This window comes from Arthrobacter sp. Y3223151 (assembly GCF_059091125.1).
Window position 1 is genome coordinate 321,872 of the sequence record NZ_JBNHGI010000002.1, and the last position, 21,472, is coordinate 343,343.

The window sequence follows — 21,472 nt, forward strand, 5'->3', positions numbered from 1 at the left end:
GCGCGGGGTTCGGAAGTTGGGGATTTAGCCTTCGCAGTCGCGGCAGTACTTCTCGCCGTTCTTTTCGCGGGCTACTTGGCTGCGGTGACGGACGAGGAAGCAGGAGCCACAGGTGAATTCGTCCTCACGGGGAGGAACAACCTGAACCACCAGTTCTTCACCGGAGAGGTCGGCACCGGGCAGATCGATGCCCTCGGCGGTGTCCGAGTCTTCGACGTCGATCAGCGCGGTCTTCGCACCACCGGAGCGCTGAGCCTGAAGGGCTTCGAGCGACTCATTATTGTTGTCGTCGTCCTTGTTGCGCGGTGCGTCGTAATCGGTTGCCATGCGGGTTTAAAACTCCTGAAGTTCTCGTTGTTTTGACCTATCTGCGAGCGCCCATCATAGCTGCTGTTCCACAGATTTCAACATCGGTCAACAACGTCTCACACACGGCGATAATTCCCGTGCAACGACGCGGTCCCTGCGGGCCCCACGGCGAATGACATTGCTGTGAGCAGGGCCACTCCGGAAGGCCGAGGGGACCGGGAATCCGTTACAGAACCGCCAGCGGGACGACAGCGGCGGCGGTCGCCACGGCAGCCGCCCAGCAAAGCAGGATGACCACCGCGAACCCGGCCAGCCAGAGCGCGGCCGGGACACCGGTCCGGCGCGCCATGATGAAGGCGTCGGAATTGGCCAGCTGGTGCCGGCGCCGGGTGTGCACGCTCACCAGATTCAGCCAGTCCCGCACGGCCCCCACCAGAAGCCCAACGCCGATGGCGAGCGTCAGGTGCCCGAGCCACTCCACCGGCGCGAACCACACCAGCAGCTGAGCGCCTACCGCCAACCCCACGGCGATGACGACGCCCTCGAGGTTCCGGATGAACAGGAGCGTGGCCAGCAGCAGCAGCGCGCTGACGGACAGGGCGGCACCGGACCAGCCGCCGAAGGCGGCCCACACCAGCGCTGCCCCGACCAGCGCGGGCACCGGGTATCCCCAGAAACCGGTCCAGGCCGCTGCTGCCCGGCCCGCCCCGCGACTGATCATGGCGCCGGATTGGTCGAACCGCAAATGGATTCCGCGCACCAGCCGCCCCGTGGCCAGCGCCGCGAACGCGTGTCCAAGCTCATGGACCGCTGTGACGAACAACCCGAAATACCGCCAACTTGCTCGGGGCACCGACAAGAGCAGCGCCGCGGCCAAGATGGCCGCCAGTTCCGGCACTCCGGCTTGGAGTGGTTCACCGCGCATGAAGCCGGCGGCGATCCTGGCCCACCATTCGGCGGCGAATTGCTGCAGCATGTTCCTCGTTTCATCCGTGACTAGGCGATATAACTAGACCACACTGCCCACTGCCCACCACCGGAAAGCCCCATGGACAAGCTGGATTTCAAGAAGGACCAAAAGGAGCTGTACGCCCCGGGCAAGGATTTCCAGCTGGTTACCGTACCGCCCATGCAGTTCCTGCAGGCGGACGGGCACGGCGATCCGAACACGGCAGCCGCGTACGGGCAGGCGGTCGAGGCCTTGTACGCAGTGTCCTACACGCTGAAGTTCGCCAGCAAGAAGCAACTCGGGCGCGACTATGTCGTCGGTCCGCTGGAAGGCCTCTGGTGGGCGGAGGACATGACCGCCTTCACCCGGCGGGCCAAGGACGAGTGGTCGTGGACGATGATGATCCGCCAGCCTGACTGGCTGGAGCCGGAACACATCGAAGACGCGATGCGGCACGCGGCAACCACAAAGGATCTTCCCGCGGTGGGATCGCTCCGGCACGGTTCGCTGGACGAGGGGCTAAGCGTCCAGGTCATGCACGTGGGTGCATACGACGACGAAGGGCCGGTCCTGGCCCGCCTGAGGGATGAATTCCTACCGGCCAACGAGTTGGAACCGAACGGGCACCACCACGAGATCTATCTCGGCGACCCGCGCAAGACCGAACCGGCCAAGCTCAAGACAATCCTGCGCCAACCGGTCCGCCGCGCCTGAGCTTAAGGGGGCAGGCTCTCTGGCGTCCTGGGTTCGGGACGGCCAGCCCGTGCGGGCCAGCCGGGTTATGGGGTCCTGCCCGCCTCGGACGGTCAGCCAAGACCCGAAAGTTGACACTTCAACCTATTTGCTGTCAATATTTGATTGAAGCGTCAAGTTATTGATGCTTATCGCTCGTTCCAGACGGCCGATCCTCTGACCATTGAAACGGTGAAAACATCATGACTAATTCCGCTTTGACCACCACTGCACGCACAGTTCTTCGCGTCGTCCTAGGCTTCCTCTTCGTCGCCCACGGCTGGCAGAAGTTCAACGAATGGACCATCGCCGGCACCCAGGCCGCCTTCGGCCAGATGGGCATCCCGGCCGCCAATGTCGCCGCACCGATCGTGGCCGGCCTGGAGCTCGCCGGCGGCATCGCCCTGATCCTCGGCCTGCTGACGCGGCTGGTGGCGGCCCTGTTGACGCTGGACATGCTCGGCGCCCTGGTGCTCGTCCACGCTCCCGCCGGCGTCTTCGTGGACGGCGGCGGCTACGAACTGGTGCTGCTGCTCGGCGCCGCAGCGCTGGCGCTGGCACTGGTTGGCCCCGGCCGGATCTCCGTGGACCGCGCCGTCTTCGGCAAGACCAAGCTGGCCCCCCTGGCCTAAGTTCTGAGGCGGCCCGGCCGGACCCCGCCGGGCAGCCCCCGGAACAGGAGGTAACCGCAACGGGCAACCGCCCGAACGGGCAACTCCGGATCGAGCGGGCGCCCGAACAACGGGCGGACACCGAAACGGGCAGGCGCATCCGAAAGGCTGCACCTGCCCGTTTTGCTGTCCCCGGCCGCAGCCGTTCGCGCACGCGCCGCAGACGCCGGCGCAGTGTACGGAGGCGAGCAGCGGCGGCGGGGTCGTTGCCGGAACACGTCCAGCCGCGTGGCGCATGCGCACGGCGACTGAATGCCTTCAGCACGTCCATGCCGCGGGTATCGTCAGGCGGCCCTCAGCATGGCCGGCGGCCCACCTTGAGCGCCCTTCTCCAGGCCCCCGCCCGCATCCGCCGGGGCGTGCGGCGCCAGGTCGCGGTCGGCGAGGACTGCAGCAAGCAGGTCATCGGCGTCAATATACTGCAGGCACCCATCGGTCAGGCCGACAGAACGCCGGCCGGCCGAATCTGCATCCTGCCGCCCCCTGTCGGCCAGGTTCCCTGAGGCCACACACTGTGCCAGGGGCGGCGGCACGGGCGCACTGCCGCCAAGGCCGGAAGAGTCCGGATCGGCCGGCGACGTCTCCCCGCCGGTCAGTTCCTGCCGCGCAGGGCCAGCGGGTTGCGCGGCCCATGGCGTGGACTGAAGATGCAGCACGGCCTTTCCTTCGGCCGCCGCCAATTCACGGTGCACTGCTGCCAGGAAGGCGGCCAGCCCCGATCCCAGCGACGCGCAGACTGCCGCCAGGATCTCCGAGGAGGCCTCCTTACGGCCGCGTTCAATCTCCGAGAGGTACTGAAGGGACACGCCGGCCCGGCTGGCCACGTCGTCGAGGGTCCGCCGCTGGCGCCGGCGCTCCCTGCGCAGCACCGCCCCATAGACGTCGCGGAGCAAAGGCGGAGGCCCTGAACCTGGACCTCGGTGAAGCTTCTGAAGTTCGAGCACGCCGGAGCTCCCTTCTGGCTGCTTCCATCGTAGGAAGCGGCGCCGTCGGCGTCAGCAGGGTCTGCTCTGGGCAGAAAGCGGCTCCGTCTTAGCCCCACCGCGCGCCCCAGAATGCAGCCCGCCGGGCTTAACGGCGTGCCCGTCAGAACACGGTTGATGTCAGCCCCGGGGTGCTTTTGCCTTCGGAGCGGCGGCGTGTCCGGCAATTTCAGTCGATCGGCCGCGCGGACCCTTGTAGGGTGGCGGCATGGCACCTCTACGACCTATCGGTTATTGGCTGAAGCTTGTTGACCGGCTGCTCGACGAGCAGTTCATCGAGACCATGGAGGAACACGGCATCACCCGCCGGCAGTGGCAGATGATGAACCTGCTCGCGGACAAGCCATCCACCGCCGGCGAACTCGCGGAAGCCCTGGGACCTTTCATCCCGGAGGAAGAGGGCGAAGGGCCCCAGGAACCGGTCGAAGAACTTGTGGAAAGCGGCTGGGTCAGCGCCGAGAACGGTCACTATGCGCTGACCGACACCGGGCGGGCCAGCCTTGCCTCACTCGGCGAGGTGGTCGACCGCGCGCGCGCCCGCATGGCGGACGGCATCAGCGAGGAAGAGTACACAGCCACCCTCGACGTGCTGGAGCGGATCGCCCGCAACCTCGGCTGGGAGGGCTAGGCACGACGGCGGCCCATCGCCGTCGTCGTCTCAGCGGAAGTTGGACTCCCCCAGGTAGGGTTCCAGGATCGATCGCTGGCGCTCATTCAGGCGCAGGAGCCGGCCTGTGTCCGTGTGGAAGAACGCGAGCGTGGTTTCGGCCAGCACGCACTGCTCGGCGGTTACCGGGTCCATGATCCGGTAGGCGATGGTCAGGCTGGCGCCCTTGATCGCGCTGACCCAGACCTCCACGTGTGCCGGGATGTTGCGGTAACTGAGCGGCCGGACGTACTTCACCCGGTGCTCCGCCACCAAAGCCTGGGTGGACTCGGGCAGGTCGGAGAAGACCGGCAGGTCCACCTCGAGCCCGGGACCGCCGGTGCCGGCCGGAGGCCCGAACGCGTGGATGCGTGCTTCCTCCAGGATGCGCAGGATTTCCACGTTGTTGATGTGCCCGTAGGCATCCATGTCTCCCCAACGCATCGGCACGTTGCAGGTGAGGCGCTGGGCGGAAGGTGTCTGAGTCATCGCTCGATTTACTTTACCGGCCGTTTACGCAGGGGAAACCGTTTGGCATTCCGCATGGTGAACCCTATAGTGGGAGGGCGCCACAGGGTGTGACGCGCAACACAGGTCTCGTGATGAACACATACAAAACAGAAGATACAGCCAGCAACACCGTGGGATTCGACGTTTGGGTGGACGTCGAACTGCACATAGATACCGAGTTGGGACTCATCCAGTTCTGCCTCGAGGGGGAACGCGTTCTGGGGTGGTCCGACCATATTGACGCCATCGCTGCGGCTGCCGCGGATTCCGGCGGCGCCGCCCAGTGGTGCGAAAAATACTCCAAACTCCTGGTGCCGAGTTCGCGCAAGGGGGCGGGCAACCGCTTCTTCACCGTGGCCCGCATGGACCAGGACAACGACGACGACCGGGACCGGCCGGCGGCCGTCTGATATGTGACGCTGCCGTCGCTGCGCCTGCTGCGGACACGGTTACCATGAAGCCGTGCCTACTTCTTCGCCCCCGCCCAGCCCGGAACGCGGCAAACTCGCCGGCAAACTGCTCCGCGGCGGCACCGAGCCCGACCCGAGGTTCACGCTGGCCAACGAGCGTACCTTCCTGGCGTGGATCCGCACCTCGTTGGCGCTCCTGGCCGGCGGCATCGCGGTGGAGGTCTTCACCGGCGGCGTCTTCGTCCCGGAAATCCGCAAGACCATCGCCATCATCCTCCTGATCCTGGCCATGGCGATCGGCGGCGGCTCGTTCTTCCGCTGGCTCAACGTCGAGCGGGCCATGCGCCACAAGACTCCCCTGCCGCTGCCGCTGATTGCACCGATCCTGGCGGTAGGCGGCGGTGTGGTGGCGGCGCTGCTGGTGGTCTTCGTCGTCCTGCGGCCGTCCTGATGCGACGCGCCCGTGCCGTGCCGGAGCCGGAACACCACGACGCCGGTCTGCAGCCCGAACGCACGTCCCTGGCCTGGAGCCGGACCACCCTGGCCATGATCGTGGCGACAGCCATGTTCCTGCGCTGGATGCCGGAATACGGCTGGTTCACCGGGACCCTGGTCGGTGTGGCGTTGTGCACGGCGTTCGGCATCTACATCACGCAAAAGCTCCGGTACCGCCGGGCGGTCTCCGGCGTGGCCGACGAGAGGATCCACGCCGACGCCGCGGCTGCCGCCTGGGTTGCCGGCAGCGTGGTGGTGCTCGGCGCGCTCGGCATCTATGCCGTCCTGTTCCTGGCCTTGGACTGAACGACGACGGCGGCCGCCTGATCGCGCTTGCGCGGCGCGGAGGTCGCCGCGGCAGTGGCGGCGGTGGTGAGCCCGACGTCGCTCGCGCGGCGTGATGCCGGGCGCGCGGGCGACTGACGGACGGCCCGGGTGGTATCAGCGGCTCGTCTCGGCCGGGCTGCGCCGGAGTCAGGCTATGGCGTCGCGGTAGACCCAGCGGCCGTCCTCGCGAACGAATGTGCTCTTCTCCTGCTGCGTGCGGTCCCGGCCGCCCTCGCGGTAGCCGGCGCGGAATTCCACGGTGCCCGCGCGGTCGGATTCGCCGCCGCGGACGGTCTTGAGGATTTCCAGTCCGGTCCAGTGCAGCGCGGGGTCCAGCTCAAGCTGCGCGGGCCGCGTTTCCGAATGCCACGTGCGCAGCAGATAGGCGGCATCCCCGGCGACGAACGCCGTGTAGCGCGACCGCATCAGCGCCTCCGCCGTCGGCGCCTCCGCCTCGCCGCGGTGGAACGGCCCACAGCACTCGCCGTACGGCCGGCCGCTCCGGCACGGACACGGCGTCGTCGTCGTAAGGACCGGGGTTCGCGTGTTTCGCATGGTCAGTGGGACAGCTGCAGGGCAGCCGCGTAAATGTCGGGCAGGTTGTCATTCCGGCCGGCCTCGCGCCGGGCCACCCAAACCTCGAAGGCGACCCGGACCACTGCCGCACAGGTCTCGAACGCCAGCCTGATCTGCAGGTCGCTCACCCCGTCGCGGCCAAACCGGTCCATCAGGGCCTCCACCAGCCCGGTGGTCCGGGTGGCATTGTGCTTAAGCATGGCCGCTTTAAGCAGGGGCTCCTTGCGGATGAGCTGGTTGACGAGCAACATGCGGCGGGCTGCCGGGGCGTCGTTGTCCGCATACCCCTGCATGACCTCTTGGTAGACGCGCTCAAGCTCTTCGCGCGGGTTGCCGGCCGGATCGATTGTGAGCAGCCCGGCCTCGAGCGCGGCGTCGAAATCCTGATGCGCCGGCAGCGCGGCTTCTTCCTTGCTGGTGAAGTACCGGAAGAACGTGCGCTGGGAAATCCCGGCAGCGTGGGCGATGCCGTCCACCGTGGTGGCATCCACGCCGTGTTCCCGGAACAGATGCAGCGCGGCCTCGCTGATTTCCGTCCGGGTCTGGCGCCGGCGCCGCTCCCTTAATCCGGGTGCAGCGACAGGGAGCTCAGCCGTGGTCGGGCCGGGCACATCGGTTCTGGAAGCGCCGCTGGTCGGCGTTTTCTGTGGCATAGCAGCTTCCAAGATACCCCATATTTGAGTATTCGCTGCCAATGTGGCAGTATCTGCCATAATGGCATGAAAGGGCATCAATGAACATTAAAGTTGGCGACACCCTCGTCTATCCCCCACACGGCGCTGTTACCGTTACCGATCTCCGGACCCGTCCGTTCAAGGACTGCCAGACCAAGTTCGTTCAGTTCCGCGCGCATCACGACGGCCTGCTGATCGAACTGCCGCTGGGCAACGCGGAAACGGTCGGCGTACGCAAGGCCATCAGCAAAAAGGGCGTCAAGGAAGTCTTTGCGATCCTGAAGGCGAAGGTGCCGGAGGATCAGGAAAACTGGTCGCGCCGGTTCAAGGCCAACCAGGAGAAGATCAACAGCGGCGACATCTACCGGGTCAGCGAAGTGGTCCGCGACCTCTCGCTGCGGGCCATCGAACGCGGCTCATCGGCCGGTGAAAAGCACCAGCTCGAACAGGCCATGCGGATCCTGTCCTCGGAGCTTGCGCTGGCCGAAAAGACTGACAACGACACGGCGCGGGCCATGATCGAAGCCGTTTTCGGCCCGGTGGAGGCCACCGTTTAACAGGCCGCGCCCGCAGGAATGACGTCCGGGCACTGCCGCTTGACGGCGCCCCGCTCCTCCACGAGCGGGGCGCCGCCGTCGTTAAAGGTTTCCCAGCCGCGGGGCGCCGTCGGCGCTAAAGGATTCCCAGCTGTGGGGCGCCGTCGTCGTTAGAGGATTCCCAGCCGTGGGGCGGCGCCGTCGTTAGAGGATTCCCAGCTGCTGAAGCTGGTTCGCCAGGCCTTTCCCGTCGGAGGCGTAGATCCACGGGATGCTGCGCGCGGGTCCGACCGGGCCGTCCTGTGAACGGCCGCCGGCCAGTACGGCTTCGCTGACCGACAGCTGGCGGATGGCGATGGCCGCCACGTGCTCGGGATAGCGCAGCGCAAAGCCGGCGTAGATGGCTTCGTCGTGCTGGCCGTCGTCGCCGATCAGCAGCCACTTGATCTTCGGGAATTCTTCGGCCAGCCGCCGCAGCTGGTCCACCTTGTGCATCTGACCGCTGCGGAACCAGCGGTCCTTCGTCGGCCCCCAGTCGGTGAGCAGCAGCGCACCGTCCGGATACATGTTCCGGGACAGGAACCGCGTCAACGTCTGGGCAACGTTCCAGGCACCGGTGGAAAGATACAAGACCGGGCTCCCCGGATGCTCGCGCGTGACCCGCTCCAGCATCACGGCCATGCCCGGCGTCGCGTTGCGCGCATGTTCATCCAGCACGAACGTGTTCCAGGCCGCGAGCATCGGGCGGGGCAGCGCCGTGACCATGACGGTGTCATCGACGTCGGACACCACGCCGAAGCGGGCGTCCGGCGGCACCACGTAGACCGCGGCTTCCACCGGTTCCGAGTCCTCGCAGCGCAGCGTGACGGTGTGCCAGCCCGGAGCCAGGCTCACCGAAACCTTGGCGTCCACCACGCCGCCCCGGTCGGCGACCACCTGGTGCTCGATGCCGTCGGCGTGGATCGCCACCCGGGCGTTGGCCACGGGCGGGCTGATGAAATTGCGCCAGCCGCGGATGCCGTCGGCCACCAGCTTCGAGGGCATGCGGCCGTTGTCGAAGGCCCCGGGCCGCGCCATCACGACCCGGGCCAGCACGCGGACCCAGCCGTCGGTACCGTAGCCGGTGAACGGCATGACGGTGGCCACGTCGCCGCGCTGCCGTGCCCGCCGTTCCCGGACCGCCTGCCAGCGGTCTTCGAGGCGCATGCCGATGTGGGCTGCCTTCTCCTGGAGATCGTCGCCGTTGCCGGTAAGGGATGCCATGGTCCAAGTCTGTCATGCACACGCTTTCCGGCTCGAACCCGCGGCAGCGCGCCCCCCACCGCGCCAACCACGGGGCACGCCCGACGGCGACACCAGCCCGCGGTTCCTCCCGGCGGTGCCGCCGCCTCCCCGGGTCTTGCCCGCGTCGAAGCGAACCTGAAGACTGGCCACATGACGTTTGCATCGCGGCACATCAGCATCGCCATCAACCGCCCCGCTGGAGAGGTCTACGAGTTCGCCGCCAAACCCGAGAACATGCCGCAGTGGGCCGCCGGGCTCAGCTCCTCCATCGGTGTGGTCGACGACGCCTGGGTCGCCGAGACCGACGATGGGCCGGTGCGGGTCACGTTTACCGAACGCAATGAGTTCGGCGTGCTGGACCACTACGTGACGTTGCCGTCGGGCGAATCTGTTTACAACCCGCTGCGCGTGCTCGGCAACGGCGACGGCGCGGAGGTCGTGTTCACCCTGTACCGCCGTGACGGCATGGACGAGGCGGCGTTCGAAGCCGATGCCGCGGCCGTGGACCGGGACCTGCACACGCTCAAGAGGCTGCTCGAGGCCTAAACCGGCCCCGGTTCCGGACCACCCGAGAAGCCGCGACGACAAGACTGGCGGGCCCACCGCCGTCGTCATTTTTTCCCGCCACAGCGGGCCAACGGACGTAAACTGAAAGCGCTGGTTCTGACGTCAGATGCGCCCCTACCAACAGCCGGGTTGTTACTCGACGAAGTTTCAAACTCATTGTCTGGGAGGAGAAATGACTACCGCATCACCGCATGCCCATCACGCACACGTCTCGCGCGGAAATGTGCGTAATGCCGCGATGACTTCGGGAATTGTTCTCTTTGTGATCGGTGTGCTGGGCTTCATTCCCGGCATCACCATGGAGTACGGAGAAATGGCTTTCGCCAGCGGCTCCGGCGCCATGCTGATCAACGCGTTCCAAGTGTCCATGCTGCTCAACATCGTCTACCTGGTGGTAGGCGTGGTGGGCTACATCATGAGCCGCACCACCAGTGGTGCCCGGGACTTCCTCATGGGAGCGGGCATCCTGTACCTGGCGATGTGGCTGTACGGCCTGATCGTCGGCCCCGGCGAATCAGCGGCCAACTTCCTGTCCACCAATGCAGCCACCATCTGGCTCAACTTCGTCCTGGGCGCCGTGATGCTGGCCCTGGCCATCGCCTACATGGTGCGCCACCGGGACGAGGCGCGCGAGGCACGCTAACCGAAACCGCCCCGCCGGGTTTTCGGCGGACGGTTCGCTGCGGACCCCAGTCGACATGACTGGGGTTCGCTGACTTCCGGGGCCATCGGATACTGGCTCCGTGATACTCATGATCCTGTGCGGCGTGCTGGTGACCGCCGGGCTGGCCGCGGTGGCCTTCCGGGGCGGGGAGCGGTTCCAGCCTCCGCCGGGCCGTGACGAGGACCTGCGTCGGGCCGACGGCGCCCCTGTCCTCGACCGTGGCACTGACACGAACGACGACGGCGCCCTCGTGTTCGACGCCGGCACCCACGGGAACGACGACGGAGCCTTCGTCCTAGACGGCGGCGGTCACGGGAACGACGAGGGAGCCCTCGTGCACTACGGCGGCGCAGTCGTGGACGACGACGGTGTGCTCGTACTGGACGGCGACACCCACGGGAACGACGACGGTGCGCTCGTACTCGACGGCAACACCCACGGAGACCGCGACCGTGCGCTCGTCCTCGACGGCGGCACCCCCGGGAACGGCGACGTAGCACTTCTGCGCCGCGGCCGTGCCCTGCCCAGCGGCGGCGGTGCACTCCTGGCGCACGTTGCGCGCAAGGTGCTGTGGTGGGCGACAGTGCTGCTGGTTGCAGGCGGGGTGGCCGGGCTGTGCATGGCGGGCGCCGGCGGCCGGTTGATCATGCGCCTGTTGGCGGTGACGTCGCCGGAAGACGACGGAAGGCTGACCGATAACAACCAGACCATCGGGGAGATCAGCCTGGAGGGGACCGGGGGCTTCGTCCTGTTCGGCGTGGCCATCGGTTGCGGAACGGCACTCCTTTACGGCCTGGTGCGGCGGTGGTTGCCGGCCGGCCCGGCCGGTGGAGCTGCCTTCGGGCTGTTGTTGTTATTAGTACTCGGCACAGTGCTTGGGCCGTTGCAGCCGGACAGCCGGGACTTTGAGGTGGTGGGCCCTGGCTGGCTCTCGATCGCGGCCTTCTCCGCGCTGGCCATTGCCCACGGCATGCTCGTCGCGGTGGCCACGGCTTGGCTGTCCCGTCGCGTCCCGCTGCTTCGGACGGCCAAGGACCTGCAGTGGTATCTTCCGCTGCTGCTCCTACTGGTCCCGCTGGGCGGCGCCAGCGTGGTGGTCGCGGCCTGGATCGTCGCCGCCATCGCCATGGGCTGGGCACTTGCAGCCCTCAGGTTGAAGTTCTTCTCGGACCGGTTTCCGGGGCGGCATGCGGGCTCGGGACGGCGGGAAGAGCTGCTGCAGCGGAGGGTCCTGCTGGGCGGACGCATCGCTTTGGTGGTGTTGGCCGCGGCCTGCACACCCGGTTTCGTCATCTCCATGGCCACCATCCTTGCGGCCGAGCGGGGGTAGTCCACCGACTGCTTCGGCGGGTTCAGCCGACGAAACGGTGCCGGCCCCAGAGAACAGCACCGCCCCCGCCGGATGGGGAACCGGCGGGGGCGGTGTTGGCGGCCCGGAGGCCGGCGGCAGGACAGCCCGCCGAACGGAGACGGCGGGCGGGCCGGGCTTGGGGTACTAAACGGCGGCGTCCTGCGGAGTGCGGATGGTGGCGAAGCCTTGTGCCCACAGCACAAGCTGGTCGATCATCGGAGCGAGCGTGCCGGCATTCTGCTCGGTCGGCTTGAACTCGGAGAAGTTCTCGAAGTCGGTGAACAGCGAGAACATCACCTGGTTGCGGACCACGGCCACCTGCAGCTCGGCCAGCATATTGCGCAGGTGTTCGGCAGCGCGGACGCCGCCCATCGAGCCGTAGGAAACGATGCCGGCAGCCTTGTTGTTGAACTCGACGTTCAGGTAGGACAACGCGTTGGCCAGGGCGGACGAGACGGTGTGGTTGTATTCGTTGGCCACGAAGACGTAGCCGTCAAACTCGCTGATCTTGGCCGACCAGGCCTTGGTGTGGTCGGCCTGGTAGTTCTGGTACGCGGCCGGGTAGGCCTCGTCCAGCAGCGGCAGGTTGAAGTCGGCGATGTCGACGACCTCAAAGGTGGCGTCCGTCCGGGAGGCCAGTTCGGCGGCGACCCAGTTGGCGACGGAGTCATTGACCCGGCCCGGGCGCGTGCTGCCGGTGATGATGGCGATCTTGGGGAGGCCGGCGACGGCTTCGCTGCTAGCGGCCTCGACCGGCTGGGCGACGGGTGCATCCGTGCGGGGCTCCGCAGCGGAGGCCGCGGGGTTGGCGGCAGACCGGCGGGCGCTGGACTTGCTGAAAAGATTCTTAAACCAGGACATTGCAGCCTTCGATTGATTGCTTGAGCTTTCAACTATCCTATCCGGCCGAAGAATGACATGTCAACAAAGGTGCACACAGCCCGCTCCGAGGGATGGGTGAGCGGCTGGAATCCGCCCTGAATCCGGGCCAGCGCGCGGTGCAGAGGCGGGCCTCTTCCGGGGGTTCCGCAGTCAAGGTGCGGGCGTGCTCCGGAAAGCCGGGGAGTTGCGCGAACTGGTGCCGCGGCTGCACTCCGGCTAGGCAGGATACGGGCGTGCTCTGGAAAACCGGCCCCGCGAATCAGGGAGCGAGCGAACTGCCGGGCGGGCGGACGTGTTCGAAGATGACCGTGGTATTCGTGCCGGCAACCTCGGGGCGGACGCTGAGGTTGTTCGCGACCAGGTCGCGCAGTGCGTTGGAGTCCGCCACGGCTACATGGATCAGGAAGTCGCGGTCGCCGGTCACGAAGAAGATCCCCTCTACCGCGGGCAGGCCTGACAGGAAGTCCTTGAACTGGGTCAGGTTCGACCGCGCGTGCGCCTGCAAGCGGATGGAGATCAGCGCCTGCAGGCCGCGCCCCACGGCCGCAGGGTCCACGTCGGCATGGAAGCCGCGGATCACGCCGCGTTCGCGCAGGGAGCGGATCCGGCTCAGGCACGTCGAGGGGGCGATGCCGGCGGCCGCCGCGATGGCGTTGTTGGGGGTGCGGGCGTCGGCTTGGAGCATCTCGACGATCAACCGGTCGATGCGGTCCAGCCCCGACCCCGCGGGAGCCCCGAACGGGCGTCGAAGATCGTTCGATTCGGCCATGTGATCGCCACCACTTTCTGAACTTACTGCCTGCATGCCTCACTCTTACAGAATCTTCTCCTAACCGCTTGAGAAACGGGTAAACATTCTTCAGGATGGGTCCGAGAGAAGAGTCGACCCGAGGAGCACACGATGTACTCTCGCGCACACGCCCCGAGCACCGCTGTCGTCGTGGGTGCAGGCATGGTTGGCTTGGCCACCGCCTGGCATCTGCAGGAACGCGGCGTGGAAGTCACCGTTCTGGACCGATCCGGCGTCGCCGCCGGCGCCTCGTGGGGCAATGCCGGCTGGCTCACCCCTGGCATGGCCATGCCGTTGTCGGACCCGACCGTCTGGACCTACGGGCCCAAGGCGCTGGTTGACCCGACGGCGCCGCTGCACATTCCTGCCCGCCTGGACCCGCAGTTGTGGAAGTTCCTGGCCCGCTTCGCGCTGCACGGCACGCAGAAGGCCTGGGACCGGACCATGGCCGCGCTGACGCCGATCGACAAGATGGCGCTGGAGAGCTTCGATGAGTTGACCGATAACGGCGTCGAATCGTGGACGCGCAAGGGACCCTTCATCGTCGGTTTCGAGGAGGAGAAGGAAAGCCGCCACTTTGTGCACGAGCTGGCCAGCGTGGAGAAGGCCGGCCAGTCCGTCCCGCTGAGCCGCCTGGACAACCCCCAGGTCAAGGTGCCGCAGCTGTCCGCCGGCGTCTCGACGGTGTTCGAACTGGAAGGCCAGCGGTTCCTTGAGCCCGGCCCGTTCGTCGAGGCCCTTGCTGCATCCGTAGTGGCACGCGGCGGGAAGATCATTTCCGGCGCCGAGGTCCGCTCCCTGCGCCACGGCCACACCGGGATTTCGGTGGAGACCTACGCGCATGAGCCGTTCCACGCCGACGTCGTGGTGCTGGCCACCGGCGCCTGGCTGCCCGATCTCGCCAAGCCGCTGGGCGTTCGCACCATGGTGCAGGCCGGGCGCGGTTACTCATTCAGCGTGGCCACCGACCAGCCGGCCGAGTTCCCCATCTACTTCCCGGCGCGCCGCGTGGCCTGCACCCCCTACGAGGGACGGCTGCGCATCGCCGGAACCATGGAGTTCCGCGGCCCGGACGAACCGCTGCAGACCGGGCGGATCGACGCGATCCTGGCCGCCGTGCGGCCGCTGTTCACCAACATGGACCTGGAGCACCTCGAGGATATCTGGGTTGGCCCGCGACCGGTCACGCCCGACGGGCTGCCCCTCATCGGCGCCACCCGCTCCCCCGGCGTCTACGTTGCCGGCGGGCACGGGATGTGGGGCATCGTGCTGGGTCCGGCGACCGGCAAGCTGCTGGCCGAACAGATTGTCACCGGCCGGGTGCCCGACGAGATCCGGCCGTTCGATCCGCTGCGCTGACGGCCCGCTAACGGCCCGCTGACAGCTCGTCGGGGCGGGACTAGTATGGGCGGCACTTGGGGCGCAATGCTCCACGGGAAGGTGGCTGTCATGGAATCGCTCACGGTGCCCGAGCTGGACGCGCGGACCATGGAAGGACTCCGGATCCTCGCCGATACGCACCATCGCTCACCCGAAGCTGAGGCCCGGGCGATCCTTGTGCAGGCAGTCCGTGGGCTGGGCGAGGCGGACGAACTCCTGGCCTCGATCATTGGCGACGACGATTCGGCCGACGACCGCAAACGCCGGACCGGCCGGGAGTAGGCGAGCTCGATGCCGCGCGGCACCCGACCGCGCAGGCAGTCGACGCGCTAAAACCGCGCCGGCGCCGTCGAGCGCACAAAACCGCGCCGCCGCCGCCCAGCGCTCAATACCGGGCCCCCGCCGTCGTCGTTGCTTAAACAAGCGCTGCCCCGCACCGAAACGGTACGGGGCAGCGGAGCCTGCGGGAAATTAGCCGCCGAAGAGCGGCGAGACGGAGTTCCACAACTGGTAGACACCGAGGACCACGAACAGCAGGGCACAGATGCCCAGCGCGATGTTCGTGTGCAGGCGGTTGGCCCATTCCTTCGGGATCCGCTTGCCGTTGAGCAGGCCCAGCAGCGTCAGCGCCAGGAACGGCATGAACAACGACCCCAGTGCGCCGTAGAGCAGGATCAGCGCGATCGGCTTGCCCAGCATGAACAGCAGCATGGGCGGGAACGTCAGCCAGAGGACGTAGAACTTGAAGTACTTGCCGCCCACGCGCGTGTCCGGGTGGCCGGACTCCTTCTTGCGCATGTTGCCCCAGAAGTCGGCGAACATCAGGGACACGCCGTTCCAGACGCCGATGATGGAGGAGAAGGAGGCGGCCCAGAAACCGACGAGGAACCCGGTGCCGACCACGTCTCCGTACTCATCCTTGAGCACCCCGTACAGGTCCAGCAGTCCTTCGTCGCCGGCGCTCAGCGAAACACCCGCGGTGCGGACCACCTCGGCGCCGACGATCAGCATGGCGATGACGAAGATGCCGGTCATGACGTAGGCCACGGAGTTGTCGATGCGCATGACGCGCATCCACTTGGGCGTGTGCCAGCCCTTTTCGCGCAGCCAGTAGCCGTAGGCCGCCAGCGTGATGGTGCCGCCCACGCCGCCCGCAAGCGCAAGGGTGTAGAACACCGCGCCCTCTTCCTGCGGGATCATCGGCACGAGGCCGCCGATCATCTCCGGGATGTTGGGCACGGCGATGACGGCCAGCCCGACGACGGTGACGAACATCAGCCCGACGAAGAAGGCGGTGATCTTCTCGAAGGTGGCGTATTTGCCGAACCAGACCATGACGAATCCGGCCAGGCCCATCATGATCGCCCAGGCCCACAGCGGCAGCACCGGGAACATTGCGGCCAACGGCAGCGCTGCCGATGACATTGCCGTGGCACCGTAGACGAAGCCCCAGATCATGATGTACGGACCGAAGTACCACGTGGTCCAGCGGCCCAGCGAGCGCCAGCCCTCGAAGATGGTCTTGCCCGTGGCCAGGGTAAAGCGTCCGGCACCTTCAACCAGGATGATTTTCAGGATGACGCCGACGATCACCGCCCAGAAGAGCCCGTAGCCGTAGCGGGACCCCGCCACCAGCGTGGCCACCATGTCCGCGGCGCCGACGCCCGTGGCGGCGACAACGAGACCGGGACCGACGATCTTCCACTTGGCGGGAGCACCGCCGTCGTTATCCACCCGTGCAGCGGCATCGAGCGTGCCCGGGGCATTGTTCTCAGTGGCCATGAGCCATGTATTCCTTACCGTGATGGAGCTTGTCCGCAGAAAAGAGGGGGCAAGAGTGCCGCCCGTCACCGGACCCCGTCTAGTTTCTCACGCGTTCTGAACGCCCGGTCGGTAAATAGCCGAGGGGGCCACTCGCGGAACCGTTCGGCGCAGCCCAGGCACCCTTCGGCGGGAAAGTCACGTGCGATTGTGGCCGTTCGCATAGGCGCTGCGGTGGGTTACGGGGTCGCGGGGCGCACGGACGGGGGCGTGGCTCGGGGGTCGGTGCTGGGTGCTCGGTGCTGGGATTGCGGCGGGCTCGGGAAGCAGACGCTGCAGGCCTACGGGCGGGCCGGCACCCAAGGGTCGCAGGCTTCCACCGCAAGCCGCCGATAGCCCTCGGCGTTGCCGGACACCACGGTCAGGCAGTGCCTGGAGGCGGTCGCGGCGATCAGCGACTCGACGGCCGGCACGTCCTGGATGGCCAGCGGCGCCCAGGCCTCGGCCACCCGCTGGTCCACCGGCAGGATAAAGGCCGAAAAGCGCGCGGTCAGCTCGATCAGCCACGCGTCGGCCTGCCCGGTCAGCGCGGCGTCCTGGGTGCTCAGCGCGCGCAGCTCCCCCAGGGTCAGGGCGGAGATGTAAACCCGGGAGCGGCGCCGCCGCCGCAGGAAGTCGACGACGGCGGGGGCCGGGCTTTCGCGCCTGAGCTCGACCACGACGTCGGTGTCCAGCAGCAGCCCGCGGGCCCGCCGCGGTCCGGAAGCTGCTGCCGGCGCCTGCGCGGCTGCGGGAGTCCGAGGTGTCGGCGCGGCCGGCGCCTGCGCGGCTGCGGGGGCTTTCACTGTCGGCACGGTCCGCGTGGTCATTGTGCCGCGGCGATGTCGTGCTGCTGCCCGCGGGCCTGCCGTGCGGCATCCAGCAGGAAGTCCACGAAGGCCTCGCGCGCTGCCGAAACCTGTTCGTAGTCGGCCAGGCTCAAGACCTGGAGTTGCGGGGAGGGAGGGATGTCCATGGCAGCCGGCGCCGGGCGCCGCGTCCTTTCGCGTGCTCTTGCCCGCATCGGTAGCCAAGGGCTGATGCAGGCCGCTTCGTCATCCGAACCACCCAACGAGCGTGGGGTTGGTATGTGGCCAAGTCGGAGCTTGGCGGCCACAGTTCTTGAAGCTGTTGGCAGTATAGCCAGACCGGCCGCCTGACCATCGGAGACCGCGGTCACATCGCGTAACAGGGAACCCCGGCGTCGAGCGGCTGCCCCTTTTCGCGAAAATGTCGGTGCCGGACGGTAGACCTATAACTGCCGGCAGGCACCGGCTGGCGGCGGGATATCGTTGGGGGGACCCGCCGCCGGCCGGGTTGGCACCTGCGCACCTGTTTGAAGGAGGCACCGTGTTTCTGCTCGACTCCGAAGTCGACGGGGCTGACCGCGACCTGGTCTACACAGCCAGCGACCTCGTCGTTGCCGCCCAGTGCGAGTACCAGCTGCTGCGCAAGCTGGACGAGAAGCTGGGGCGCTCCCCCGTGGCGGATTTTGGCCGCGACGAGATGCTCGAGCGCACGGCGGAATTGGGCGATCTGCACGAACACCGGGTCTTGCAGCACTTCCGCGACACCTTCGGCGCCGGCGTGGTGGAGATTGCCGAGACCCGCAGTTACACCCGGCAGGATTTGCAGGCCAAGCACGACGAGTCGATCGCGGCGCTGCGCTCCGGCGCGGACGTGGTGTTCCAGGCGTCCTTCTTCGACGGCCGGTTCCATGGACGGTCCGATTTCCTGGTCAAAACCCACGACGACGGCGGGGCTGCCGCCTACGCGGTCTATGACACCAAGCTTGCCCGCCACGCCAAGGTCACTGCGCTGCTGCAGCTGGCCGCGTACGGAGACCAACTCCTGGCAGCCGGCATCGCCGCGGATCCCAGGGTGACGCTGGTGTTGGGCGACCGGCGGCACAGCAACCACAGCCTCACCGACCTGCTGCCGGTCTTCCGCGAACGCCGCACCAGGTTCCTGAACCTCGTCACCGCACACCGCGAACAGCCGGACCCGGTCCGTTGGGGGAATGAAAGGGTCACCGCCTGCGGGCGCTGCAACTACTGCGCCGAACAGGTTGAGCTGCACCGGGACCTGCTGCTGGTCGCGAACATGAGCACGCTGCGCCGGCGCAAGCTCCGCGCGGCCGGAATCTTCACCATCGACCAATTGGCCGCCCTGGAACTTCCACCCGGTGACTCACCCGACGGCGCGCTGGCCCGGCTCCGCGACCAGGCAAGGATGCAGACCGGATCCGCCAAGCCGGACGGCCGCGTGACCTACCGGAAGGACGGCGCGGAACACGAGGTTTCGTACCGCGTGCTGGAGCAGCACACGCTGTCCCGCCTGCCTGCGCCCGACCCCGGCGACATCTACTTCGATTTCGAGGGCGACCCGCTGTGGCAGGACGAGGACGGCGTGTGGGGCCTGGAGTACCTTTTCGGCGTGGTGGAAAACCCGCCGGCTGCCGGCACGGCCCCGCCGTTCAAGCCCTTCTGGGCGCACAGCCGCGCCGGCGAACGGCAGGCGCTGGCGGACTTCCTGGAGTATATCGCCGATCGGCGGCGCCGGTATCCGGGGATGCACATTTACCACTACGCCAACTACGAGAAGGCTGCATTGCGCCGGCTGTCGCTGCAGCATCTGGTGGGTGAGGAAGCCGTGGATGATCTGCTGCGCGAGGGCATCCTGGTGGACCTCTACGACACGGTCCGGCACAGCCTGCGGATCTCGGAAAACTCCTACAGCATCAAGAAGCTCGAGCCCTTGTACATGGGAGACAACCTGCGGTCCGGCGACGTCAAGGACGCCGGAGCCTCCGTGGTCGCGTACGCCCGCTACTGTGCGGCCCGGGACGCCGGCAACGAGGCCGAGGCAGACACGGTCCTGAAAAGCATTGCGGACTACAACGAGTACGACTGCCTCTCGACGCTGGAACTGCGCAATTGGCTCCTGCGGTTGGCGGCCGGGCGCGGAGTCGTGCCGGGGCACGCGGCCGCCCCCGCGGCGGCCGCTGCCTCCGCCGGCAGTGGGACGTTGGCCGCCGACGACGAGCCGTTGCCGCCGGAGGAGCGGCGGCTGCAGGACTACGTCGAGGCTGCCGCCGACAGGGCCGCCCGCCGCAACGAGACGCTGTCCGACGATGAACAGGCCGTCGCCATGGTCGCGGCCTCGGTCGGCTACCACCGGCGGGAAGCGAAGCAGTACTGGTGGGCGCATTTCGACCGGCTCGACGCCCCGATGGAGGACTGGGCGGATACCCGCGACGTCTTCACCGTGTATTCCGCGCGCGTCGTTTCCGGGTGGGAGAAGCCGACGCCGCGCAGCAACCCGGTCCGCGTGCTGCGGCTTACCGGGAGGCTGGCGCCCGGATCCACCATCAAGGAAGGCAGCCTGCTCTGCCGGCTCTACGACCAGCCCTTCCCGGCGTTTCTCTGCGACCAGAACGACGGCGTCAAGCACCGCGCGTTCTGTTTCGGCGCGGAGGTGCTGGAACTGGGTGCCGACGGGGAGAAGGACACGCTTCTGGTGAAGGAGCGGCTGCCCCGCGGTGCCGACGAGTACAACGAGCCGCCGGTGGCGCTCACCCCCGACCAACCGCTGCCCACCAGCTCCATCCGGCAGGCCCTCGCAGACCTGGCCGCTGCGGTTGCCGGCACACTGCCGGGCTTCCCGGCCGACCCGGCGCTGGACCTGCTGCGCCGGCGCCCGCCGCGACTGGCAACGCTGGCGCGGCTGCCCGAGGTCCAGGACCACCCGGACGGCTATGTGGACGCCATCACCGCCGCCGTCGCAGATCTGGACGATTCCTACCTGGCGGTCCAGGGACCGCCGGGTACCGGCAAGACCTACGTCGGTTCGCACGCCGTCGCCCGGTTGGTGGCCCGGGGCTGGAAGGTCGGTGTCGTCGGCCAGTCGCATGCTGTGGTGGACAACATGCTGCGCGCGGCCATCGAGAAGGCCGGCGTGCCGCCGGAAGTCGTTGCCAAGAAACCCAACGGCGACCATGACCTGCCGTGGCCCAACCGGAGTACGGACGACGTGGCCCGGTTGCTCGCTTCCCCGGGGGGCGCGTTGATTGGAGGCACGGCATGGACCATGACGGGGTCTGCTGTCCCGCCGAAGTCGTTGGATCTGCTGGTCATCGATGAAGCCGGCCAGTTCTCGCTGGCCAACACGCTGGCCGTCTCCCGGGCCGCCAGGCGCCTGCTGCTGCTGGGTGATCCGCAGCAGCTGCCCCAGGTCACCCAGGGAACGCATCCGGAACCGGTCGACGAGTCGGCGCTCGGGTGGCTCTCCGACGGCCATGCCACGCTGCCGCCGGAGCTGGGCTATTTCCTCGCCCTGAGCTGGCGCATGCACCCGGACCTGTGCCGTGCCGTCTCCGTCCTGGCCTACGAGGGGCGGCTCAAGTCGGCGCCGGCCGCCGCGCTGCGGCAGCTGGAAGGAGCTCCGCCCGGGGTGGAATGCGTGTACGTGAACCACCACGGGAACGCGACGTCGTCGCCCGAAGAGGCCGCCGAGGTACTGGCCCAGGTCCGCCGGCATCTGGGCCTGCCCTGGCGCGCGGACGGCACGGCCCGGCCGCGCCCCCTGGCCGGAACGGACATCCTCGTGGTGGCACCCTACAACGCCCAGGTCCAGCTGATCCGCTCCGTGCTGGACGGCGCAGGACTGGCAGAGGTCCGGGTAGGCACGGTGGACAAGTTCCAGGGCCAGGAAGCGCCGGTCGTGATCGTTTCCACCGCCGTGTCAGCCGCGGCCGAGGCGCCGCGCGGCATGGAATTCGTGCTGAACCGGAACCGCAACAACGTCGCCGTCTCGCGCGGACAGTGGCGGGCGGTCATCGTGCGCTCGCGCGCCCTGACCGACTACTTGCCCGCCCGGCCCGCCGGCCTGGAGGAGCTGGGTGCCTTCGCGGGGCTCTGCGACTGCGCGGATTGAC

Annotated in this window: 25 protein-coding genes and 1 riboswitch; of the genes, 13 read left to right on the forward strand and 12 right to left on the reverse strand. The window is 67.7% G+C overall.

Translation table 11 applies throughout. The annotated features are described in order from the left end of the window. Nucleotides 1–24: 24 nt before the first annotated feature. Nucleotides 25–327, reverse strand: a complete 303-nt coding sequence (locus AC5RUP_RS05280; protein ID WP_493979582.1) for a DUF4193 domain-containing protein — start codon at nt 325–327, stop codon at nt 25–27. A 208-nt stretch (nt 328–535) separates the two neighbouring features. Then, nucleotides 536–1,285 carry a M50 family metallopeptidase gene (locus AC5RUP_RS05285; protein WP_494153788.1) on the reverse strand — a complete coding sequence of 250 codons (750 nt, stop codon included), beginning with the start codon at nt 1,283–1,285 and terminating at the stop codon, nt 536–538. Nucleotides 1,286–1,357: 72 nt separating this feature from the next. On the opposite strand from AC5RUP_RS05285, the gene AC5RUP_RS05290 reads away from it, so the two are divergent. Together AC5RUP_RS05290 and AC5RUP_RS05295 are read left to right on the forward strand one after the other, a co-directional pair. After that, nucleotides 1,358–1,972 (forward strand): GyrI-like domain-containing protein, encoded by a 615-nt coding sequence (locus AC5RUP_RS05290; protein ID WP_494153787.1) that lies wholly within the window; start codon nt 1,358–1,360, stop codon nt 1,970–1,972. A 221-nt stretch (nt 1,973–2,193) separates the two neighbouring features. Beyond that, entirely contained in the window at nt 2,194–2,622 is a 429-nt protein-coding gene (locus AC5RUP_RS05295) for a DoxX family protein (protein ID WP_494153786.1), read from the forward strand. Between the two features lie 323 nt (nt 2,623–2,945). Here AC5RUP_RS05295 and AC5RUP_RS05300 read toward each other — a convergent pair whose 3' ends face one another. Beyond that, nucleotides 2,946–3,554, reverse strand: coding sequence for a helix-turn-helix domain-containing protein (locus AC5RUP_RS05300; protein WP_494153785.1), 609 nt, complete (start codon nt 3,552–3,554; stop codon nt 2,946–2,948). Between the two features lie 298 nt (nt 3,555–3,852). Here AC5RUP_RS05300 and AC5RUP_RS05305 point away from each other — a divergent pair, with 298 nt between their 5' ends. Beyond that, nucleotides 3,853–4,272 carry a MarR family winged helix-turn-helix transcriptional regulator gene (locus AC5RUP_RS05305; RefSeq protein ID WP_494133632.1) on the forward strand — a complete coding sequence of 140 codons (420 nt, stop codon included), beginning with the start codon at nt 3,853–3,855 and terminating at the stop codon, nt 4,270–4,272. Nucleotides 4,273–4,302: 30 nt separating this feature from the next. On the opposite strand, the gene AC5RUP_RS05310 is transcribed toward AC5RUP_RS05305, so the two are convergent. After that, nucleotides 4,303–4,779 carry an acyl-CoA thioesterase gene (locus tag AC5RUP_RS05310; protein ID WP_494153784.1) on the reverse strand — a complete coding sequence of 159 codons (477 nt, stop codon included), beginning with the start codon at nt 4,777–4,779 and terminating at the stop codon, nt 4,303–4,305. Nucleotides 4,780–4,892: 113 nt separating this feature from the next. Here AC5RUP_RS05310 and AC5RUP_RS05315 point away from each other — a divergent pair, with 113 nt between their 5' ends. From AC5RUP_RS05315 to AC5RUP_RS05325, 3 genes are read left to right on the forward strand one after another with little or no spacing between them, the layout of a single operon-like run. Next, nucleotides 4,893–5,210, forward strand: a complete 318-nt coding sequence (locus AC5RUP_RS05315) for a hypothetical protein (RefSeq protein ID WP_494153783.1) — start codon at nt 4,893–4,895, stop codon at nt 5,208–5,210. Between the two features lie 52 nt (nt 5,211–5,262). Further along, nucleotides 5,263–5,661 carry a YidH family protein gene (locus AC5RUP_RS05320; protein WP_494158342.1) on the forward strand — a complete coding sequence of 133 codons (399 nt, stop codon included), beginning with the start codon at nt 5,263–5,265 and terminating at the stop codon, nt 5,659–5,661. Further along, a complete protein-coding gene (locus AC5RUP_RS05325; protein WP_494158343.1) occupies nt 5,661–6,011 on the forward strand; it encodes a DUF202 domain-containing protein in 351 nt (116 codons plus the stop codon). The genes AC5RUP_RS05320 and AC5RUP_RS05325 overlap by 1 nt, the downstream gene beginning before the upstream one ends. Before the next feature lie 168 nt (nt 6,012–6,179). Here the strand turns inward: AC5RUP_RS05325 and AC5RUP_RS05330 are convergent, their stop codons facing one another. Then, entirely contained in the window at nt 6,180–6,587 is a 408-nt protein-coding gene (locus AC5RUP_RS05330) for a YchJ family protein (RefSeq protein WP_494153955.1), read from the reverse strand. A 2-nt stretch (nt 6,588–6,589) separates the two neighbouring features. Further along, entirely contained in the window at nt 6,590–7,261 is a 672-nt protein-coding gene (locus AC5RUP_RS05335; RefSeq protein ID WP_494069207.1) for a TetR family transcriptional regulator, read from the reverse strand. An 80-nt stretch (nt 7,262–7,341) separates the two neighbouring features. Here AC5RUP_RS05335 and AC5RUP_RS05340 point away from each other — a divergent pair, with 80 nt between their 5' ends. After that, the gene (locus tag AC5RUP_RS05340; RefSeq protein WP_494069206.1) at nt 7,342–7,839 is read left to right on the forward strand and encodes a CarD family transcriptional regulator; all 498 of its coding nucleotides are present in this window, start codon (nt 7,342–7,344) and stop codon (nt 7,837–7,839) included. 183 nt (nt 7,840–8,022) lie between these two features. Here the strand turns inward: AC5RUP_RS05340 and AC5RUP_RS05345 are convergent, their stop codons facing one another. Continuing rightward, the gene (locus tag AC5RUP_RS05345) at nt 8,023–9,081 is read right to left on the reverse strand and encodes an App1 family protein phosphatidate phosphatase (RefSeq protein ID WP_494153956.1); all 1,059 of its coding nucleotides are present in this window, start codon (nt 9,079–9,081) and stop codon (nt 8,023–8,025) included. Between the two features lie 171 nt (nt 9,082–9,252). Between AC5RUP_RS05345 and AC5RUP_RS05350 the strand changes: the two genes are divergently transcribed. The 3 genes from AC5RUP_RS05350 (at nt 9,253) to AC5RUP_RS05360 (ending at nt 11,663) form a co-directional block, all read left to right on the forward strand. Further along, a complete protein-coding gene (locus AC5RUP_RS05350) occupies nt 9,253–9,648 on the forward strand; it encodes an SRPBCC family protein (protein ID WP_494069204.1) in 396 nt (131 codons plus the stop codon). A gap of 193 nt (nt 9,649–9,841) precedes the next feature. After that, nucleotides 9,842–10,312, forward strand: a complete 471-nt coding sequence (locus AC5RUP_RS05355; RefSeq protein WP_494153957.1) for a DUF4383 domain-containing protein — start codon at nt 9,842–9,844, stop codon at nt 10,310–10,312. Between the two features lie 100 nt (nt 10,313–10,412). Then, nucleotides 10,413–11,663, forward strand: a complete 1,251-nt coding sequence (locus AC5RUP_RS05360; RefSeq protein ID WP_494069202.1) for a hypothetical protein — start codon at nt 10,413–10,415, stop codon at nt 11,661–11,663. Between the two features lie 165 nt (nt 11,664–11,828). On the opposite strand, the gene AC5RUP_RS05365 is transcribed toward AC5RUP_RS05360, so the two are convergent. Together AC5RUP_RS05365 and AC5RUP_RS05370 are read right to left on the reverse strand one after the other, a co-directional pair. After that, nucleotides 11,829–12,545 (reverse strand): NADPH-dependent FMN reductase, encoded by a 717-nt coding sequence (locus tag AC5RUP_RS05365; protein ID WP_494069201.1) that lies wholly within the window; start codon nt 12,543–12,545, stop codon nt 11,829–11,831. 280 nt (nt 12,546–12,825) lie between these two features. Beyond that, complete coding sequence (locus AC5RUP_RS05370) at nt 12,826–13,335, reverse strand: Lrp/AsnC family transcriptional regulator (protein ID WP_494069200.1); 510 nt, start codon at nt 13,333–13,335, stop codon at nt 12,826–12,828. 132 nt (nt 13,336–13,467) lie between these two features. Between AC5RUP_RS05370 and AC5RUP_RS05375 the strand changes: the two genes are divergently transcribed. Together AC5RUP_RS05375 and AC5RUP_RS05380 are read left to right on the forward strand one after the other, a co-directional pair. After that, on the forward strand, nt 13,468–14,715 hold the full coding sequence (locus AC5RUP_RS05375; RefSeq protein ID WP_494069199.1) for an NAD(P)/FAD-dependent oxidoreductase: 1,248 nt from the start codon (nt 13,468–13,470) through the stop codon (nt 14,713–14,715). Between the two features lie 90 nt (nt 14,716–14,805). Next, nucleotides 14,806–15,018, forward strand: coding sequence for a FitA-like ribbon-helix-helix domain-containing protein (locus tag AC5RUP_RS05380; RefSeq protein WP_494069198.1), 213 nt, complete (start codon nt 14,806–14,808; stop codon nt 15,016–15,018). Between the two features lie 189 nt (nt 15,019–15,207). On the opposite strand, the gene AC5RUP_RS05385 is transcribed toward AC5RUP_RS05380, so the two are convergent. The 3 genes from AC5RUP_RS05385 to AC5RUP_RS05395 all read right to left on the reverse strand — a co-directional run bounded on the left by AC5RUP_RS05385 (nt 15,208) and on the right by AC5RUP_RS05395 (nt 17,512). Beyond that, on the reverse strand, nt 15,208–16,518 hold the full coding sequence (locus AC5RUP_RS05385; protein WP_494133639.1) for an Nramp family divalent metal transporter: 1,311 nt from the start codon (nt 16,516–16,518) through the stop codon (nt 15,208–15,210). Nucleotides 16,519–16,838: 320 nt separating this feature from the next. Continuing rightward, nucleotides 16,839–17,342 carry a PIN domain-containing protein gene (locus tag AC5RUP_RS05390; protein WP_494158344.1) on the reverse strand — a complete coding sequence of 168 codons (504 nt, stop codon included), beginning with the start codon at nt 17,340–17,342 and terminating at the stop codon, nt 16,839–16,841. Nucleotides 17,343–17,362: 20 nt separating this feature from the next. Further along, entirely contained in the window at nt 17,363–17,512 is a 150-nt protein-coding gene (locus tag AC5RUP_RS05395) for a hypothetical protein (RefSeq protein ID WP_494069195.1), read from the reverse strand. Nucleotides 17,513–17,541: 29 nt separating this feature from the next. Next, nucleotides 17,542–17,664, reverse strand: a riboswitch (SAM riboswitch). Between the two features lie 222 nt (nt 17,665–17,886). Here AC5RUP_RS05395 and AC5RUP_RS05400 point away from each other — a divergent pair. Continuing rightward, nucleotides 17,887–21,471, forward strand: a complete 3,585-nt coding sequence (locus AC5RUP_RS05400) for a TM0106 family RecB-like putative nuclease (protein WP_494158345.1) — start codon at nt 17,887–17,889, stop codon at nt 21,469–21,471. Nucleotide 21,472: the final 1 nt, after the last annotated feature.

Bases quoted from the DNA above. Each gene is read 5' to 3' on its own strand.
- AC5RUP_RS05315 (WP_494153783.1), top strand. From the start codon at position 4,893: ATGAACACATACAAAACAGAAGATACAGCCAGCAACACCGTGGGATTC.
- AC5RUP_RS05285 (WP_494153788.1), bottom strand. From the start codon at position 1,285: ATGCTGCAGCAATTCGCCGCCGAATGGTGGGCCAGGATCGCCGCCGGC.
- AC5RUP_RS05340 (WP_494069206.1), top strand. From the start codon at position 7,342: ATGAACATTAAAGTTGGCGACACCCTCGTCTATCCCCCACACGGCGCT.
- AC5RUP_RS05280 (WP_493979582.1), bottom strand. From the start codon at position 327: ATGGCAACCGATTACGACGCACCGCGCAACAAGGACGACGACAACAAT.
- AC5RUP_RS05350 (WP_494069204.1), top strand. From the start codon at position 9,253: ATGACGTTTGCATCGCGGCACATCAGCATCGCCATCAACCGCCCCGCT.
- AC5RUP_RS05395 (WP_494069195.1), bottom strand. From the start codon at position 17,512: ATGGACATCCCTCCCTCCCCGCAACTCCAGGTCTTGAGCCTGGCCGAC.
- AC5RUP_RS05305 (WP_494133632.1), top strand. From the start codon at position 3,853: ATGGCACCTCTACGACCTATCGGTTATTGGCTGAAGCTTGTTGACCGG.
- AC5RUP_RS05325 (WP_494158343.1), top strand. From the start codon at position 5,661: ATGCGACGCGCCCGTGCCGTGCCGGAGCCGGAACACCACGACGCCGGT.
- AC5RUP_RS05380 (WP_494069198.1), top strand. From the start codon at position 14,806: ATGGAATCGCTCACGGTGCCCGAGCTGGACGCGCGGACCATGGAAGGA.
- AC5RUP_RS05365 (WP_494069201.1), bottom strand. From the start codon at position 12,545: ATGTCCTGGTTTAAGAATCTTTTCAGCAAGTCCAGCGCCCGCCGGTCT.
- AC5RUP_RS05295 (WP_494153786.1), top strand. From the start codon at position 2,194: ATGACTAATTCCGCTTTGACCACCACTGCACGCACAGTTCTTCGCGTC.
- AC5RUP_RS05290 (WP_494153787.1), top strand. From the start codon at position 1,358: ATGGACAAGCTGGATTTCAAGAAGGACCAAAAGGAGCTGTACGCCCCG.
- AC5RUP_RS05355 (WP_494153957.1), top strand. From the start codon at position 9,842: ATGACTACCGCATCACCGCATGCCCATCACGCACACGTCTCGCGCGGA.
- AC5RUP_RS05385 (WP_494133639.1), bottom strand. From the start codon at position 16,518: ATGGCCACTGAGAACAATGCCCCGGGCACGCTCGATGCCGCTGCACGG.
- AC5RUP_RS05310 (WP_494153784.1), bottom strand. From the start codon at position 4,779: ATGACTCAGACACCTTCCGCCCAGCGCCTCACCTGCAACGTGCCGATG.
- AC5RUP_RS05330 (WP_494153955.1), bottom strand. From the start codon at position 6,587: ATGCGAAACACGCGAACCCCGGTCCTTACGACGACGACGCCGTGTCCG.
- AC5RUP_RS05335 (WP_494069207.1), bottom strand. From the start codon at position 7,261: ATGCCACAGAAAACGCCGACCAGCGGCGCTTCCAGAACCGATGTGCCC.
- AC5RUP_RS05375 (WP_494069199.1), top strand. From the start codon at position 13,468: ATGTACTCTCGCGCACACGCCCCGAGCACCGCTGTCGTCGTGGGTGCA.
- AC5RUP_RS05370 (WP_494069200.1), bottom strand. From the start codon at position 13,335: ATGGCCGAATCGAACGATCTTCGACGCCCGTTCGGGGCTCCCGCGGGG.
- AC5RUP_RS05345 (WP_494153956.1), bottom strand. From the start codon at position 9,081: ATGGCATCCCTTACCGGCAACGGCGACGATCTCCAGGAGAAGGCAGCC.